18 protein-coding genes and 1 pseudogene are annotated in these 13,246 nt (G+C 60.8%); 9 read left to right on the top strand and 10 right to left on the bottom strand.

The window, feature by feature from the left end; genetic code table 11:
• From BFP93_RS09345 to BFP93_RS09330, 4 genes are all read left to right on the top strand, one after another.
• Positions 1 to 334, top strand: a 334-nt coding sequence (locus tag BFP93_RS09345) for a PUA domain-containing protein (protein ID WP_370737780.1), incomplete at its 5' end; no start/stop codon positions are given.
• 15 nt (positions 335 to 349) lie between these two features.
• Entirely contained in the window at positions 350 to 814 is a 465-nt protein-coding gene (locus BFP93_RS09340) for a CreA family protein (protein WP_065885053.1), read from the top strand.
• Between the two features lie 101 nt (positions 815 to 915).
• Positions 916 to 1,398, top strand: coding sequence for a glutathione peroxidase (locus BFP93_RS09335; protein WP_065892862.1), 483 nt, complete (start codon positions 916 to 918; stop codon positions 1,396 to 1,398).
• A 218-nt stretch (positions 1,399 to 1,616) separates the two neighbouring features.
• The gene (locus tag BFP93_RS09330) at positions 1,617 to 2,720 is read left to right on the top strand and encodes an NADH:flavin oxidoreductase (RefSeq protein ID WP_065892861.1); all 1,104 of its coding nucleotides are present in this window, start codon (positions 1,617 to 1,619) and stop codon (positions 2,718 to 2,720) included.
• On the opposite strand, the gene BFP93_RS09325 is transcribed toward BFP93_RS09330, so the two are convergent.
• Both BFP93_RS09325 and cysZ read right to left on the bottom strand, forming a co-directional pair.
• Positions 2,689 to 3,891, bottom strand: a complete 1,203-nt coding sequence (locus BFP93_RS09325; RefSeq protein ID WP_065892860.1) for a glycosyltransferase family 4 protein — start codon at positions 3,889 to 3,891, stop codon at positions 2,689 to 2,691. The two genes, BFP93_RS09330 and BFP93_RS09325, sit on opposite strands and share 32 nt — an antisense overlap.
• Before the next feature lie 54 nt (positions 3,892 to 3,945).
• Positions 3,946 to 4,710, bottom strand: a complete 765-nt coding sequence (gene cysZ / locus BFP93_RS09320) for a sulfate transporter CysZ (protein ID WP_065892859.1) — start codon at positions 4,708 to 4,710, stop codon at positions 3,946 to 3,948.
• Positions 4,711 to 4,993: 283 nt separating this feature from the next.
• Here cysZ and trxB point away from each other — a divergent pair, with 283 nt between their 5' ends.
• Positions 4,994 to 5,956: a thioredoxin-disulfide reductase gene (trxB, locus tag BFP93_RS09315; RefSeq protein WP_065885058.1), complete on the top strand. Its 963-nt coding sequence runs from the start codon at positions 4,994 to 4,996 to the stop codon at positions 5,954 to 5,956.
• A 125-nt stretch (positions 5,957 to 6,081) separates the two neighbouring features.
• Here the strand turns inward: trxB and BFP93_RS09310 are convergent, their stop codons facing one another.
• From BFP93_RS09310 to BFP93_RS09285, 6 genes are read right to left on the bottom strand one after another with little or no spacing between them, the layout of a single operon-like run.
• Entirely contained in the window at positions 6,082 to 6,423 is a 342-nt protein-coding gene (locus tag BFP93_RS09310; protein WP_065892858.1) for a HopJ type III effector protein, read from the bottom strand.
• Positions 6,416 to 6,712, bottom strand: a complete 297-nt coding sequence (locus BFP93_RS09305) for a DUF1244 domain-containing protein (RefSeq protein WP_065892857.1) — start codon at positions 6,710 to 6,712, stop codon at positions 6,416 to 6,418. The genes BFP93_RS09310 and BFP93_RS09305 overlap by 8 nt, the downstream gene beginning before the upstream one ends.
• A 16-nt stretch (positions 6,713 to 6,728) precedes the next feature.
• Positions 6,729 to 7,100, bottom strand: coding sequence for a dihydroneopterin triphosphate 2'-epimerase (gene folX, locus BFP93_RS09300; protein ID WP_065892856.1), 372 nt, complete (start codon positions 7,098 to 7,100; stop codon positions 6,729 to 6,731).
• 2 nt (positions 7,101 to 7,102) lie between these two features.
• The gene (gene folE / locus BFP93_RS09295; RefSeq protein WP_065892855.1) at positions 7,103 to 7,663 is read right to left on the bottom strand and encodes a GTP cyclohydrolase I FolE; all 561 of its coding nucleotides are present in this window, start codon (positions 7,661 to 7,663) and stop codon (positions 7,103 to 7,105) included.
• 20 nt (positions 7,664 to 7,683) lie between these two features.
• Positions 7,684 to 8,394, bottom strand: coding sequence for a dihydromonapterin reductase (gene folM / locus BFP93_RS09290; protein ID WP_065892854.1), 711 nt, complete (start codon positions 8,392 to 8,394; stop codon positions 7,684 to 7,686).
• 57 nt (positions 8,395 to 8,451) lie between these two features.
• On the bottom strand, positions 8,452 to 9,009 hold the full coding sequence (locus BFP93_RS09285; protein WP_065892853.1) for an antibiotic biosynthesis monooxygenase: 558 nt from the start codon (positions 9,007 to 9,009) through the stop codon (positions 8,452 to 8,454).
• Between the two features lie 242 nt (positions 9,010 to 9,251).
• On the opposite strand from BFP93_RS09285, the gene BFP93_RS09280 reads away from it, so the two are divergent.
• Positions 9,252 to 10,178, top strand: a complete 927-nt coding sequence (locus BFP93_RS09280) for a MerR family transcriptional regulator (protein ID WP_065892864.1) — start codon at positions 9,252 to 9,254, stop codon at positions 10,176 to 10,178.
• A gap of 2 nt (positions 10,179 to 10,180) precedes the next feature.
• On the opposite strand, the gene BFP93_RS09275 is transcribed toward BFP93_RS09280, so the two are convergent.
• Both BFP93_RS09275 and BFP93_RS09270 read right to left on the bottom strand, forming a co-directional pair.
• Positions 10,181 to 10,786 carry a hypothetical protein gene (locus BFP93_RS09275; RefSeq protein WP_065885065.1) on the bottom strand — a complete coding sequence of 202 codons (606 nt, stop codon included), beginning with the start codon at positions 10,784 to 10,786 and terminating at the stop codon, positions 10,181 to 10,183.
• A 58-nt stretch (positions 10,787 to 10,844) separates the two neighbouring features.
• Positions 10,845 to 11,312 (bottom strand): PAS domain S-box protein, encoded by a 468-nt coding sequence (locus tag BFP93_RS09270; protein WP_065892852.1) that lies wholly within the window; start codon positions 11,310 to 11,312, stop codon positions 10,845 to 10,847.
• A 127-nt stretch (positions 11,313 to 11,439) separates the two neighbouring features.
• Between BFP93_RS09270 and BFP93_RS09265 the strand changes: the two genes are divergently transcribed.
• The 3 genes and pseudogenes from BFP93_RS09265 to BFP93_RS09260 all read left to right on the top strand — a co-directional run bounded on the left by BFP93_RS09265 (position 11,440) and on the right by BFP93_RS09260 (position 13,137).
• Entirely contained in the window at positions 11,440 to 11,895 is a 456-nt protein-coding gene (locus BFP93_RS09265) for a flavodoxin (RefSeq protein ID WP_065892851.1), read from the top strand.
• Between the two features lie 226 nt (positions 11,896 to 12,121).
• Positions 12,122 to 12,235 (top strand): annotated as a pseudogene (locus BFP93_RS29190) (class II aldolase); the annotation flags it as partial.
• On the top strand, positions 12,235 to 13,137 hold the full coding sequence (locus BFP93_RS09260; protein ID WP_065892850.1) for an alpha/beta fold hydrolase: 903 nt from the start codon (positions 12,235 to 12,237) through the stop codon (positions 13,135 to 13,137). The pseudogene BFP93_RS29190 and the gene BFP93_RS09260, both read left to right, overlap by 1 nt.
• The last annotated feature ends 109 nt before the right edge of the window (positions 13,138 to 13,246 follow it).

Below are 13,246 nucleotides of genomic sequence, written 5' to 3'. Positions count from 1 at the left end.
GCGTGGCATGCTGGCGGCGCGCAAGCAGTGGCTGGCCGGACACCTGCAAACCCGTGGCACCCTGGTGCTGGATGAAGGCGCGGTATCGGCGCTGTCCCAGGGCAACAAAAGCTTGCTGCCGGTGGGCGTCAAACGGGTGCAAGGCAGCTTCCGCCGAGGCGAGATGGTGGTGTGCGTGGCGCCGGATGGTCGTGAGATCGCCCGCGGCCTGGCGAACTACAGTGCCCTGGAAGCGCAGAAGATTATTGGACAATCGTCCGACGCGATTGTCGGACTTCTGGGTTACATGGCTGAGCCGGAACTGGTTCACCGCGATAACCTGATCCTGGTTTAACCAAAGGAATACACGATGCGTTTAGTGACAGGACTGCTCGGCCTGCTGTTGGCTATGCCACTGTTGGCCTCGGCCGAAGAAGTCGGCCAGGTGTCGACGGTGTTCAAGATTGTCGGCCCCAATGACCGGATCGTCGTCGAAGCGTTCGATGACCCCAAGGTCGACGGCGTGACGTGTTACCTGTCGCGCGCCAAGACCGGCGGCGTGAAAGGTGGCCTGGGCCTGGCCGAAGACCGCGCCGAAGCCTCGATTGCCTGCCGCCAGGTCGGCCCGATCCACTTCAAGGGCGAGCTCAAGGACGGCGACGAAGTGTTCAAGGAGCGCACCTCGCTGGTGTTCAAGACCATGCAGGTGGTGCGTTTCCTCGACAAGAAGCGCAATACGCTGGTGTATCTGGTCTACAGCGACCGCCTGATCGAAGGCAGCCCGCAGAACGCAGTGACCGCGATTCCGATCTTGCCGTGGCCAACCGCGCAGTAACCGGCGGGCGAGTTTTTCAATCGGCATCTATGATTGCAGGCTTGTGGTCTGTAATCTCGAAGGGCTGCAATGCGAAGAACATGGGATATCTGGAGTTCGTCATGAGTGCTTTCCACGACCTGAAACTCAAAGCGTTGGACGGACAAGAGCTGCCGCTGGCGCCCTTCAAGGGCCAAGTCGTGCTGGTGGTCAACGTCGCCTCCAAATGCGGTCTGACCCCGCAGTATGCGGCCCTGGAAAACCTCTACCAGCAATACAAGGACCAGGGTTTCACCGTGCTGGGCCTTCCGTGCAATCAGTTTGCAGGCCAGGAGCCGGGCACCGAGCAGGAGATCCAGGCCTTCTGCAGCCTCAATTACGGGGTGACGTTCCCCCTGGGCAGCAAGCTTGAGGTGAACGGCCCTGATCGTCACCAGTTGTACCGCCTGCTGGCGGGCGAGGGCGCTGAGTTTCCAGGCGATATCACCTGGAATTTCGAAAAATTCCTGCTCGGCAAGGATGGCCGTGTACTGGCGCGCTTCTCGCCGCGTACGCCGCCGGATGATCCAACGGTCGTCCAGGCCATCGAAAAAGCCCTGGCCTGAATCCCTCGTTGTAGGAGCGAGCTTGCTCGCGAAAATCGCCAACCATGACGCGTGCACGCTGGATACACGCGGTGTGCTCCGGCTCTTCGCGAGCAAGCTCGCTCCTACAGGTATTCGGTTGTTTTTATCGCCTTAATCACTCAGATCAATAGTGCTACCCAGCAAGCTTAGGCGTGCATATTATCCACATCATAAATTCGCCTCATGTGGAGTGCTCCATGCCCGTCCAAGCCTTGTTCAAACCTTTCCAGCTCGGTGCACTGCAACTGTCGACCCGCGTGGTCATGGCGCCGATGACGCGTTCGTTTTCACCCGGCGGCGTACCCAATCCCAAAGTGATCGAGTACTACCGCCGTCGCGCCGCCGCCGGTGTGGGCCTGATCATCACCGAAGGCACCGTGGTCGGCCATCAAGCCTCCAACGGCTACCCCAACGTGCCGCACTTCTACGGCGAAGCGGCGTTGGCCGGCTGGAAGAAAGTGGTGGATGCGGTCCACGCCGAAGGCGGCAAGATTGTGCCGCAGTTGTGGCATGTGGGCAGTGTGCGCCGTATCGGTACCGAACCTGATGCCAGCGTGCCGGCCTATGGCCCGATGGAGAAACTCAAGGAAGGCAACGTGGTCGTCCACGGCATGACCACCCAGGACATCAAGGACGTGATCAATGCCTTCGCCCAGGCGGCCAAAGATGCCCAGGGCATCGGCATGGACGGTGTGGAAATCCACGGCGCCCACGGCTACCTGGTCGACCAGTTCTTCTGGGAAGGCAGCAACCAGCGCACCGACGAATACGGCGGCAGCCTGGCCAACCGCTCACGTTTCGCCATCGAACTGATCCAGGCTACCCGCGCGGCGGTCGGTCCGGACTTCCCGATCATCTTGCGTTTTTCCCAGTGGAAGCAACAGGACTACACGGCGCGCCTGGTGCAAACCCCCGAGGCGTTGGGCGAATTCCTCAAGCCGTTGTCCGACGCCGGCGTGGATATTTTCCACTGCTCCACGCGCCGGTTCTGGGAACCGGAGTTCGAAGGTTCCGACCTCAACCTGGCCGGCTGGACCCGCCAGTTGACGGGCAAGCCGACGATTACCGTGGGCAGTGTCGGCCTGGATGACGAATTCCTGCAGTTCATGGTCAACACCGATAAAGTCGCGCAGCCGGCCAGCCTTGAGAAACTGCTGGAGCGCTTGAATAACGACGAGTTCGATTTGGTCGCCGTGGGTCGTGCGCTGCTGGTGGACCCGGATTGGGCAGTGAAAGTGCGCGAGGGGCGTGAGGCGGACATTCTGCCCTTCAGTCGTGAGGCGTTGACGACCCTGGTGTAAGCGGCGACAAGATGGGCGCCGGTTGCCCGTCATTGCACGCACCGCGTAACTGGCGTTCGAACTGCTCGATGATTGCCGGCCAGCCCTGGCGGCTGGCATGTTGTCGGGCATTCAAGCGCGCTCGGCGCAAGGTCTCGCGCTCCTCCAGCAGCCAGACGGCTGCGTCGCAAAATGCGTTTTCATCCCCCGGCATCGCCAGCGCACCGTTGTAGCCATGGCGGATATGCTGGGTGGCGGCCGCCTGGTCGTACGCCACCACGCCCAGCCCGGACGCCATGGCTTCCAGCACCACATTGCCGAACGTTTCGGTGAGGCTCGGAAACAGGAACAGATCGCCCGAGGCGTAATGCCGTGCCAGCTCTTCGCCGCGCCGGGCGCCGCAGAACACCGCTTCGGGCAAGTCGCGCTGCAACAGGCCGCGCTGCGGGCCATCGCCGACAATGACCAACTTGAACCGTCGCGAGGGGTAAGTGCTCTGCAACGCGTCGAAACAGCGTTTGAGCAGCCCCAGATTTTTCTCTTGGGCGAGGCGTCCTACGTGCAGCACCACGATATCGTCGCTCTCCACACCCCAGCTTTCGCGCAGGCTGTCGTCGCGTTTCGCCGGATGGAACAGTTGGCTATCGACTCCCCGGGACAGCATCCCGAGACGCTCGAAATGCCGGCGTTCCAACTCAAGGCGCTGACTCGCGCTGGGAACCAGCGTCAACGTCGACCGGTTATGAAACCAGCGCAGGTAATGGGTGACCAGGCGACTCAACAGACTCAAGCCGTACTGGTTCGAATACTGTTGAAAGTTGGTGTGGAAGCCGCTGACCACGCTGATTCCCAGGCGTCGCGCCGCGCGTAAGGCGGACAGGCCCAGCGGCCCCTCGGTTGCGATGTACAACACATCCGGGCGCTGACGTGTCCAGCGTCGCAGCAGCTTGTGCATCGACGATTGGCCCCATTGCAGCCCTGGATATCCCGGCAACGGCCAGCCACGGCACAGCAGCAACTCATCGTCACTCGGCCGGCTCTGGTCGACACCCTGGCGGGGGCGCACCAGTTCGATTTGATGGCCGCGCGCGCGCAAACCATCGCACAGGCGGCCAAGGGTGTTGGCCACCCCGTTGATTTCCGGCGGGAAGGTTTCGGTGATCAGGGTGATGTGAAGCGAGGCTGTCGTCATGACCCACAGTGTCGCTGCGGGCCATGTCGTCATTGTGTCACTGCGATGATGGATTTATGACCTGGCTACCTGCTGCCCCGCCATCGCTTCGGCACCTTGCTCGCGCACCCAGAACAGCGTGGCCCCAGCCACCGCCGCCGGCATCATCAGCAGGTTGACCACCGGCACCAGGAGCACCAGGTAGACGACCCCGCCGAAGCTCATGCTCTGCCAGCGTTTCTGGCGCAGCCAGGCGAGCATTTCGTTCCAGCCCAGCTTGTGGTTGTCGGCCGGGTAGTCGATGTATTGGATCGCCATCATCCACACGCCGAACAGCAGCCACAACGGCGCGGCAATCAGGTTGACCACTGGAATGAACGACAGGATGAACAGGCCGATAGCCCGCGGCAGAAAGTAGCCCAGCTTGCGCATTTCCCGGGCCAGGGTGCGCGGGACCATGGCGATCAATTCGGCCCAGCTGAACGCGGGGAAGTCGTCGGTGCCACGCACCACCACCTCGACTTTCTCCGATAGAAAGCCATTGAACGGCGCCGCGATGATGTTGGCGAGCATGGTGAAGGTAAAGAACACCATCAGCACCACCAGCGCGACAAACAACGGCCATAACAGGTAATTGAGAAAGCTCAGCCAGCTCGGCAGGGTTGGCATCAGGTGGTCAACCCACAGGCTGAACTGGTGCCCGGCAAAATAGATCAATCCCACAAACAGCAGCAGGTTGATCGCCAGCGGCAGCAGCACAAACAGGCGCAGGCCGGGGCTCAGCACCAGTTTGAGGCCTTCGCGCAGGTATTGCGGGCCGGAAAGAGCGGGGGCGGGCATGGATAACTCCGAGCATAGTGACGAACGGGCCGACCTTACCGGCTTTATATTCCGGGCGAAAGCGGCGACATCAACGGTAACAAACGCCTCGATTGACCGAGCCGACTGCATAGAGACCACCTATGAGCTGGATTGTTATTCCGTATTTCCTTAATCTTGCCCCCCTCGATACGCTGCACCCATTATTTTCAGGGCCTGCGAGTTCAAGCACTTCCCCAAGTGCTTCGTGGTCCCTTTTTTATTCCAGCCGTCTTGTTGTGCGGACGGTCGATAGGAGTGAGTCATGTCTGATACCCGTCATTCGCGAGTGATTATTCTCGGTTCCGGCCCTGCCGGTTACAGCGCTGCCGTCTACGCTGCCCGGGCCAACCTCAAGCCGCTGCTGATCACCGGCATGCAGGCGGGCGGTCAGTTGACCACCACCACTGAAGTCGACAACTGGCCGGGCGATGTCCATGGCCTGACCGGCCCGGTGCTGATGGAGCGTATGAAAGAACACGCCGAGCGCTTTGAAACCGAGATCGTGTTCGACCACATCAACAAGGTCGACTTCTCCAAGAAGCCTTACAGCCTGACCGGCGACAGCGGCGTGTATACCTGTGACGCATTGATCATCGCCACCGGCGCCAGCGCCCGTTACCTCGGGCTGCCTTCGGAAGAGGCGTTCATGGGCAAGGGCGTTTCCGCCTGCGCGACGTGCGACGGTTTCTTCTATCGCAACAAGCCGGTGGCTGTGGTCGGTGGCGGCAACACCGCCGTGGAAGAGGCGCTGTACCTGGCCAACATCGCCAGCACCGTGACCCTGGTGCATCGCCGCGAAACCTTCCGCGCCGAGAAGATTCTGATCGACAAGCTGCACGCCCGCGTTGCTGAAGGCAAGATCATCCTCAAGCTCAACGCCACGCTGGACGAAGTCCTGGGTGACAATATGGGCGTGACCGGCGCCCGTCTGAAGAACAACGACGGCAGCTTCGACGAGTTGACAGTCGACGGCGTATTCATCGCCATCGGCCACACCCCGAACACCTCGTTGTTCGAAGGCGTGCTGGAAGCCAAAGACGGTTACCTGGTGGTGCAGGGCGGCCGTGAAGGCAACGCAACGGCCACCAACATCGAAGGCATCTTCGCTGCCGGTGACGTGGCTGACCACGTGTACCGCCAGGCCATCACCTCGGCCGGCGCCGGCTGCATGGCGGCCCTGGATGCCGAGCGTTACCTCGATGGTTTGAAAGACGCTTCGTTCTAAGCAACACTGCAAAAAAAATGTGGGAGGGGGCTTGCCCCCGATTGCGGTGGTTCAGTTAGAGGATCTTTGACTGACACACTGCCATCGGGGGCAAGCCCCCTCCCACATTTAGATGTGTGTATGACTCAGGATTTGCGGGTCAGCGGCTGTGCGCTGAATTTCACACCGGCCAGACCATGGGCGATCAATGCGCGGATATTTCCGTGGTCAGTGCCTTCAGGCGTCGCGACCACCGAACGGTAATGCTCGCCAAACGCCAGCAGCGCTTCCTGATCGCTCAACCCCTCCAGCAACGTCAACCCCAGGGTCTTGCACGAACCTTCGTTCTGGCCGGCGGCATTTTCCACCTCGCCGTTGGTGAAGGCTTGCGGCTGGTAGTCGTAATTTGCGGCAACAAAGGCCAGGGTGTCGGCAAAAGCGTGTTCGCCGCTGTTGAGGCTGGCGCGCAGGGTGTTCAGGTCAGTCATGGGGTTTTCCTTTGGCGAACGCCGCCTGTTGGTCGGCGCTGGCTTCTTGCTGGTATTGGGCTTTCCACTGCGCGTACGGCATGCCGTACACCACTTCACGGGCGTCATCGAGGCTCAGCTCGATCCGGCGCTCATCGGCCTCGGCCTTGTACCACTTGGACAGGCAGTTGCGGCAGAAGCCGGCCAGGTTCATCAGGTCGATGTTCTGTACATCCTTGCGGCTGTCCAGGTGGGCTACCAGCCGACGGAAGGCGGCGGCTTCGAGTTCGAGGCGTTGTTGGTCGTTCATAGGGCTCACTTGAGTATCAGCGGCTGGCCGCCAGAGTAATCGAAACCGACTCGGCAAAGCGCAGCGCATGGGGCTTGTCCACTTCGACTTCGGCGTACAGCACCGATGGGTTACTCATCACCAGGTCCAGCAGCTCCTGGGTCAGGCGCTCGAGCAGGGCAAAACGGTTGCCTTCGACGTGGGCGATGATCGCCTTGGTGATGGTGCGGTAGTTCAAGGCATGGTCGATGTCATTATCGCGCACGGCTTCCTGGGCGGCATACAGGATGGTGAGGTTGATCAGCACATCCTGCTTGTTGAGGATTTCGTCCTCGTTGATACCGATAAAGGTGCGCAGGCGCAGGTCCTTGACCCGGATGCGCGCCATGCCTGGTTGAAGTTGTGGCATTGCTACTTGCTCCGTCCAATCAGTTGCAGGAACTCCATGCGCGTGGTGTTCGACTCGCGGAAGGCGCCGAGCATCACTGAGGTGTTCATGGTTGAATTCTGTTTTTCCACGCCGCGCATCATCATGCACATGTGCCTGGCCTCGATCACCACCGCCACGCCGGCGGCCTGGGTCACGTCCTGGATGGCATCGGCGATCTGCCGGGTGAGGTTTTCCTGGATCTGCAGGCGCCGGGCGAACATGTCGACGATGCGCGCCAGCTTCGACAGGCCCAGCACCTTGCCGGTCGGAATATAGGCCACGTGGACCTTGCCGATAAAGGGCAGCAGGTGATGCTCGCACAGCGAGTACAACTCGATGTCCTTGAGGATCACCATCTCGTCATTGTCAGAGGCGAACAAGGCGCCGTTGACGATTTCCTGCAGGTTCTGCTCATAGCCATGACACAGATACTGCATCGCCTTGGCGGCGCGCTTGGGCGTATCGAGCAGGCCTTCGCGCTCGGGGTCTTCACCCAGGCCCTTGAGGATCTCGCGGTAATGGTGGGGCAGGGACAAAGTCATACAACATCCTCACAAACGGCTTACTTGATGTGCCGCCCGCCGTTGACGGTCAGGGTGGTCCCGGTGACATAGGGGTTGTCCAGCAGGTAACGCACACTCTGGTAGATCACTTGCGGCCCGGGCTCGATGCCCAGTGCCGACTTGGCCAGGACCCTGTCGCGATAGGCCGCGTCGTCGCCTTCATTGAACATCACCATGGCCGGCGCGATGCCGTTGACCTTGATCAACGGCGCGAACTGCGCGGCAAACGACAGCGTGAGGCTGTCGAGCCCGGCCTTGGTGGCGCAATAGGCGATGTGCTGACGGCTGCCCTTGCGCACCACATCGTCGCTGATATGGATGATGTCGGCGGGTGTCGAGCGTTGCAGCAGAGGTGAACAATGCAGGTTGATCAGGTACGGCGCAAGCATGTGCACGCTGAACATGTCGATAAAGGCGCGGCTTTCGTCGCCCGGGGTCTCTGCGACCCAGGCCGAGGCATTGTGGATGATCGCGCGCAGCGCATCGGTGTGTGTCTTCAGCTCAGTGATGAACGCCAGGATTCCCGCTTCGCTGGAAAAGTCCGCAAACAGCCCGACCGCGCCGCGTTCGCGCAGTTGCTGCACACCTGGACGTTCGCTGCGGTAGCTGAACATCACCGGGTGCCCTTCGTCCAGCAGGCGCTCGGCGCAATACAGGCCGACACGCTGGCCGGCACCGGTGATCAGGATCGGGGCGTTTGTTGCAGTCATGGGAGGCTCGCGTCGCTGGCAGATGCGAACTATACCAGCGACCCGTCTCCCCTGTACTCAGGCGGCGGCTTCGCCGGTCTTGCGGGGCGGCGTCGGATGCAGCCAGTGCGCCAGCAGATGAGTCGATAACGGGATAAAGAAGTAAACCATCAGCGGTGTGAGCGCCAAGGTGCTGACCAGCACCCGGCTGAACAGGTCCAGCTCGCCGAGCAAGGGGCCCAGGCCGAAGTTGAACAACAGCGACACCGGAAAAAACGCCAGCCAGATCGCCACCGCCTGTTTCCAGCGCGGCGGGCGCGCGCCCACGGCACCGAACCAGCCATCGATGCCGCTCACGCGATGTTCGGACGGGTTGGCGAACAGCTCGCTGCCACGGCTCAGCCAGGCACTGCGCGACGCGGAAAACTCCCAGGCATGCAGGGTCTTTTCATCGGCGAAGCGGAAGATGATCTGGAATTCATCATCATGGGGTGGCGGTGCGAGCACGCCGGAGCCCAGGTACCCGGGAAAGTCGGTGGCCAATTGCTCGCCTTCGCGCAGCCAGGCCATCAGTTCTTCGTAGCGACCTTTGGCCACACGGCGCGCAACCATCAAGGTGACGGGGGAGGTAGACATTGTGTATCTCCAGATAAACGGGTGCGCTTGACCGGGTAGGCGGCGCACGAGCGCAGCGGCGGGTATTGCCACTGCGCTGAAAAAACAGGCAAGGATTATTCCTGTTTTGAGAAAATACGCCAGTGACATTGGTCCGAAGTCCAGCGCCCTTGAAAAAGACAGGTTTAAATGCGTTAAATGAGGTTCCATTCCTGGTGGCTTTTGTCAGAAATAACGTGATTACTGCACCGATTGATAACACTTTGCAGCTGGAACCGATTGATTCGGAGCACCTGTTCCCCATTCGGGAAGTGGCAAGATTGACAGGCGTCAATCCGGTCACTCTGCGAGCGTGGGAGCGGCGCTACGGGCTGATCCGTCCCGTGCGCACCGAAAGCGGGCACCGCCTCTACTCCAGGGTCGATATCGAGACGGTCAATCGTATTATCGAGTGGACTGAGCGTGGCGTCGCGGTGAGCAAGGTAGGCAAACTTCTGGCCCGTGACGCTCAACAGGCCGACGCGCTGCGTGCCGAGCGCGACGCGGCTGCAGACAGCGAATGGCCGCAGTGGCGCGCTCGGCTGCTGCAGGCCATCAGTGCTTTCGATGATCGCCAGTTGGAAAGCGTGTACGGCCAGATTTTCTCGACCTATCCCTTGAACGTCGCGTTCCAGGACATCCTGATGCCGCTGTGGAACGACTTGCTGCGCCGTCAGGGCGGTTTCGGCCAGGCCAGCGAGTGGCTGTTTTTCGACGCGTTCCTGCGCGTGCAGACGCTCCTGCGCCTACAGATAGCCAGCGCATCGGCGGCGCCCCGCGTGTTACTCAGCGCCATGCCGGGTGAGTGCCGAAAACTGGAGCTTTTGGTGGCGGCGCTGCTGATGAGCGGGGAGGATTTGACCGTGAAGGTGCTGGGCCTGGGTCAGCCGGTCGAGGAGTTGACCCTGGTCTGTGAAAAGATCCGCCCCCAGGCGATGGTCATTTTCTCCAACCACTCACACAAGCAGGACTTGGAAGCGCGCTTGAACCGGCTGGCATTGACCCTCAACTGCCCGCTGTTTCTGGCAGGTGCTGCATCGGACCTGTTGCAGGCCGATCTGACCGGTACTTCCATCGGTGGCCTGGGCAGCGAAGGGCGCCAGATGCAGCAGCGTCTGCAGCAGTTTCTCAGTGGCGGCCCGGATACCTGATCTCAGGCATGTACCTGCGGATGCACCAGACGATGCTGGTGCAGGATGAACTGGCGCAGGCGCTCGATTTCATCCGCGTCACTCTGATTCAGGCGGTAGGCGAACAATCCCCGGGCGGTTTCCCGCTCCAGCGTACCGCGCAGCGCAATGCGTTCGTAACCGGACGGGCTGAACCACAACGAGAAGGTTTTCGGCGGTCTGGCTCGGCCACGTCCTTCTACCAGCACACCTTTGAATGACACTTCATGCACCCACAGGGCGCTGGCGTAGCCCTTGCTGTTCTCCAGGGCCACCGGCTCTTCAAGGGCCAGGCGCCATGGGCGAACCATCGGCCCGTCTTCAAAAATACTCGGCACGCCCAACCGAAGATGCACTGCATGAAATTCATCCTCAACCAGATGCAGAGGGAAGGTCAGTTGCTGATTGTCGAACTGCGCCTGGAGGGTGACTTGATCATGAGCGGCCAGCCGGGTCAGCAGATCGCGAATCTGTGCACCGCCATTGACCGTCAGGCTCGACCCTGCGTCCCGCAGGTTGAGCTGCGGGTTGTGCTGCATGTTCTGGATAAAATCCAGCTCGTCCTGAGTCAATAGAGCATCGCGGCGCATTGATATAGCTCAACGGTTGGGCATTAAAAAGCCATTATCGCTCTAAAGAACGCACTTTTTACAGCTTGTTAACGCCGCTCGTTGACTTGAGCGCCGCCAGCTCGGCTTTGAGCTCGGCTACCTGGGTTTCCAGCTGACCCACGCGTTGCTGTGCCTTGACCTGGGTAGTGACGTCTTTTTGCACACCGACGAAATACGTCTGCTGGTCGGCCGCGTTGTACACCGTGGATACCGAGAGTTCGTTCCAGAAGTGCGTGCCGTCCTTGCGGTAGTTGCGCACGATCTCGCGGCAGGCGCCGCCACTGTCGAGCGCCTCGCGGATCGCCATCAGGGCCGGCTGGTCGCGATCGCCCGACTGCAGGAAACGGCAGTCCTGATAGAGAATCTCGTCCAGGGTATAGCCGGTCAGACGTTCGAACGCGGGGTTGACGTAGATCAGCGGCTTCTCGTCGCCCTCGCGTTCGGCAACGACGATGCCGTCGTTGGACGCGTTGACAACCATCTGCAGCAACTTGGGGTTAATCATTGAGCGTTCCATGGCGTGTTCCGATGGTGCAAGTTTATGGCAAATTCTGAATGTTGCACGGCAGGCACTGAAACCCTGGTGCAGCTGCTAATATCCTACGCTTTCGTTCAATGACAGGATCAGATTGATGAAAGTCGCCATCCTTTCCGGCTCGGTCTACGGTACGGCAGAAGAAGTCGCCCGCCACGCCCGGGACATCCTCAACGCAGCGGGTTTTGAAGCCTGGCACGATCCGCGCGCCACGCTGGCGCAGGTGCAGGCTTTTGCCCCCGAGGCGTTCCTGGCGGTCACATCGACCACCGGCATGGGCGAATTACCCGACAACCTGCAGCCGCTGTATTCGAGTATTCGCGACCAACTGCCTGCTGCCTGGCGCGGCCTGCCCGGTGCGGTCATTGGCCTGGGCGACGCCAGCTACGGCGACACCTTCTGCGGCGGCGGCGAGCAACTGCGCGAATTGTTCGGCGAGTTGGGCGTACGCGAAGTGCTGCCGATGCTGCGCCTGGATGCCAGCGAAAGTGTGACCCCGGAGAGCGACGCCGAGCCGTGGCTGGCCGAGTTTGTGACTGCCCTGCAGCCATAGCAAACGGGCGCGTCGTCTGGGGGCGCACTGGTCGGCGTGTGTTTATTGACGACGCTTCTCTGACACCGATTTGTACTATTCTCTTGGCTGACTCGCTCAGTCATCAAGCTGGCTGCGAAGGCAACTCCGCAAGCCAGGGCGTCTGACTAGACTGGCCCATCACTTAAAAAATAATAATAAGTGCGCCAAGGAGGTCAACATCGTGAGTCTAGCCCCGGTTTCATCGTCAAAGGCGATGGTGGCAGCTGTCACAAAAAGTGCCCAAGGTATGAGCGCAGCGCTGGCCTGGCCGGCGCTGCTGCGCAGATTGGATCACCAGGACCTCGGGTATAAAAGCTGATGCCACTTGCAGAAATTCCGCTCAGCGTCTGGCGCAAGCGCGGCCAGGACTTCGTCTTTCGCGGCCAGTCCATTCGTTATTGGGTGGCCGGGCAGGGCGAACCGCTGCTGCTGCTTCATGGCTTTCCCACGGCCAGTTGGGATTGGCATTACCTGTGGCAGCCCCTGGCCCAGCGCAATCTGGTGATTGCCTGCGACATGCTCGGCTTTGGCGACTCGGCCAAACCGCTGGATCATGGTTATTGCCTGCTGGAGCAAGCGGACTTGCAACAGGCGCTGCTCGAGCACCTGGGGGTGACGAAACCGGTGCACGTGTTGGCCCATGACTATGGCGACAGCGTGGCCCAGGAACTGCTGGCCCGGCATTATGAAGGCCGTTTCCAGATGGCCAGTTGTGTGTTTCTCAACGGTGGGCTGTTCCCTGAAACCCACCGTGCAACCTTGGTGCAGAAATTGTTGCTCAGCCCCTTGGGCTGGATGATTGGCCGAGCCTCGGGAAGAGGCGGCCTGGCCAACAGTTTCAACCAGATCTTTGGCCCACGGACGCGGCCAAGCGAAAGCGCCCTGGATGATTTCTGGAGCCTGATTGAACGCAATGATGGCGCGCGCATCCTGCACAAGCTGATCGGCTATATCCCTCAGCGCCGTCGCCTGCGCGATCGCTGGGTGGCAGCGATGCAACGCGACGACGTGCCGTTGCGCGTCATCGACGGTGAGGTCGATCCCATTTCCGGCGCGCACATGGTGGAGCGCTACCACCAACTGGTGCCGCATGCCGATACGGTATTGCTGGCCGGCATCGGCCATTACCCGCAGATCGAGGCGCCGGTCCAGGTGCTCAGGCATTACCAGGCGTTCCGTGAGCATATTGGCCAGCAGTCGGTGCGTGCGGCTTGTTCCTGAGCCTGGCACCTGCCCCAAGGCATCATCCCGCTGCCTTATCGAGCACCATTCAGCGCCGGCCGTATGTATTGTGACCAAAGGCGCTGTGCCCGACACTCTTGCCATTGCC

This window comes from Pseudomonas sp. 44 R 15 (assembly GCF_900004965.1).
Taxonomy (GTDB): Bacteria; Pseudomonadota; Gammaproteobacteria; order Pseudomonadales; family Pseudomonadaceae; genus Aquipseudomonas; species Aquipseudomonas orientalis_A.
Note: the sequence above shows the minus strand (reverse complement) of the source record. Positions and strands in the feature narration are given on the sequence as shown.

What these genes read in the sequence shown, in the direction of transcription:
- BFP93_RS09325 (WP_065892860.1), bottom strand. Translation starts at nt 3,891, where the DNA reads ATGACGACAGCCTCGCTTCACATCACCCTGATCACCGAAACCTTCCCG.
- folX (WP_065892856.1), bottom strand. Translation starts at nt 7,100, where the DNA reads ATGCCACAACTTCAACCAGGCATGGCGCGCATCCGGGTCAAGGACCTG.
- BFP93_RS09335 (WP_065892862.1), top strand. Translation starts at nt 916, where the DNA reads ATGAGTGCTTTCCACGACCTGAAACTCAAAGCGTTGGACGGACAAGAG.
- BFP93_RS09340 (WP_065885053.1), top strand. Translation starts at nt 350, where the DNA reads ATGCGTTTAGTGACAGGACTGCTCGGCCTGCTGTTGGCTATGCCACTG.
- BFP93_RS09330 (WP_065892861.1), top strand. Translation starts at nt 1,617, where the DNA reads ATGCCCGTCCAAGCCTTGTTCAAACCTTTCCAGCTCGGTGCACTGCAA.
- trxB (WP_065885058.1), top strand. Translation starts at nt 4,994, where the DNA reads ATGTCTGATACCCGTCATTCGCGAGTGATTATTCTCGGTTCCGGCCCT.
- BFP93_RS09270 (WP_065892852.1), bottom strand. Translation starts at nt 11,312, where the DNA reads ATGATTAACCCCAAGTTGCTGCAGATGGTTGTCAACGCGTCCAACGAC.
- folM (WP_065892854.1), bottom strand. Translation starts at nt 8,394, where the DNA reads ATGACTGCAACAAACGCCCCGATCCTGATCACCGGTGCCGGCCAGCGT.
- BFP93_RS09310 (WP_065892858.1), bottom strand. Translation starts at nt 6,423, where the DNA reads ATGACTGACCTGAACACCCTGCGCGCCAGCCTCAACAGCGGCGAACAC.
- cysZ (WP_065892859.1), bottom strand. Translation starts at nt 4,710, where the DNA reads ATGCCCGCCCCCGCTCTTTCCGGCCCGCAATACCTGCGCGAAGGCCTC.
- folE (WP_065892855.1), bottom strand. Translation starts at nt 7,663, where the DNA reads ATGACTTTGTCCCTGCCCCACCATTACCGCGAGATCCTCAAGGGCCTG.
- BFP93_RS09305 (WP_065892857.1), bottom strand. Translation starts at nt 6,712, where the DNA reads ATGAACGACCAACAACGCCTCGAACTCGAAGCCGCCGCCTTCCGTCGG.
- BFP93_RS09285 (WP_065892853.1), bottom strand. Translation starts at nt 9,009, where the DNA reads ATGTCTACCTCCCCCGTCACCTTGATGGTTGCGCGCCGTGTGGCCAAA.
- BFP93_RS09265 (WP_065892851.1), top strand. Translation starts at nt 11,440, where the DNA reads ATGAAAGTCGCCATCCTTTCCGGCTCGGTCTACGGTACGGCAGAAGAA.
- BFP93_RS09260 (WP_065892850.1), top strand. Translation starts at nt 12,235, where the DNA reads ATGCCACTTGCAGAAATTCCGCTCAGCGTCTGGCGCAAGCGCGGCCAG.
- BFP93_RS09275 (WP_065885065.1), bottom strand. Translation starts at nt 10,786, where the DNA reads ATGCGCCGCGATGCTCTATTGACTCAGGACGAGCTGGATTTTATCCAG.